The 657-nt window shown below is 43.4% G+C and carries 1 protein-coding gene and 1 pseudogene; one reads left to right on the top strand and one right to left on the bottom strand.

Features of this window, described 5'->3' with window-relative positions; all coding sequences use genetic code 11:
- A pseudogene (locus tag ACWHAR_RS28105) lies at positions 1 to 227 on the top strand (sulfite reductase); the annotation flags it as partial.
- Positions 228 to 284: 57 nt separating this feature from the next.
- Here ACWHAR_RS28105 and ACWHAR_RS28100 read toward each other — a convergent pair.
- Positions 285 to 657 (bottom strand): LysR family transcriptional regulator substrate-binding protein (locus ACWHAR_RS28100; protein ID WP_452088571.1); only part of this gene is annotated, 373 nt, incomplete at its 5' end.

Raw genomic sequence — 657 nt, 5'->3', positions numbered from 1 at the left:
GAAAAGCCCCGGGCAAGTACAATATGTATCTCGGCGCCGCTTTTGACGGCAGCCGTCTGAGCAAAATGTACCGGGAAAACATCGGCGAAGAAGAAATTTTAAAAGAACTTCGCAATATTCTTCCGCGCTATGCGAAAGAACGCAATGAAGGAGAACGTTTCGGAGATTTCGTCATCCGCGCCGGAATTGTTAAAGAAACGACGGACGGAACGAATTTTCATGACTGATGAGCATTTTAAAAAAACGCCTCAGCCCATTGATTGGTGCTGAGGCGTTTTTCTTTTTTACGAAAATGCCCGGACAGTTTCCGACTCTATGATCATTTTCATAAACTCTGCAGCCGCAGGTGTTGCTTCTTCAAATGAGGGTGTTATCATGCCGACTTCGCGGATAATTTGAGGAGAGATGTCTTTTTTGATCAACCGATGGGACACGGAGGAAAGCGAGAAGCTTGATATCAAGCCGATTCCCAAATTGTTATGAACCATATTGACCAATGTTTCCGCGTTTTGCACAGTCAGGTTTTCTTTTAACTCGAGGCGGTGTTTTTGAAAGATTTGAGATACCGCGATTTCGTGCCCGCCTTTACAAAAAATCAATTCATTTTGATATTTTTTCAGATCAATGAACGGTGCGTCTTTTAAGTGGTGATATTGC

The sequence above is a fragment of the Bacillus sp. LR--39 genome, assembly GCF_053613335.1.
The sequence above is the reverse complement of the archived record's forward strand: the minus strand, read 5'-3'. Positions and strand labels throughout refer to the sequence as shown.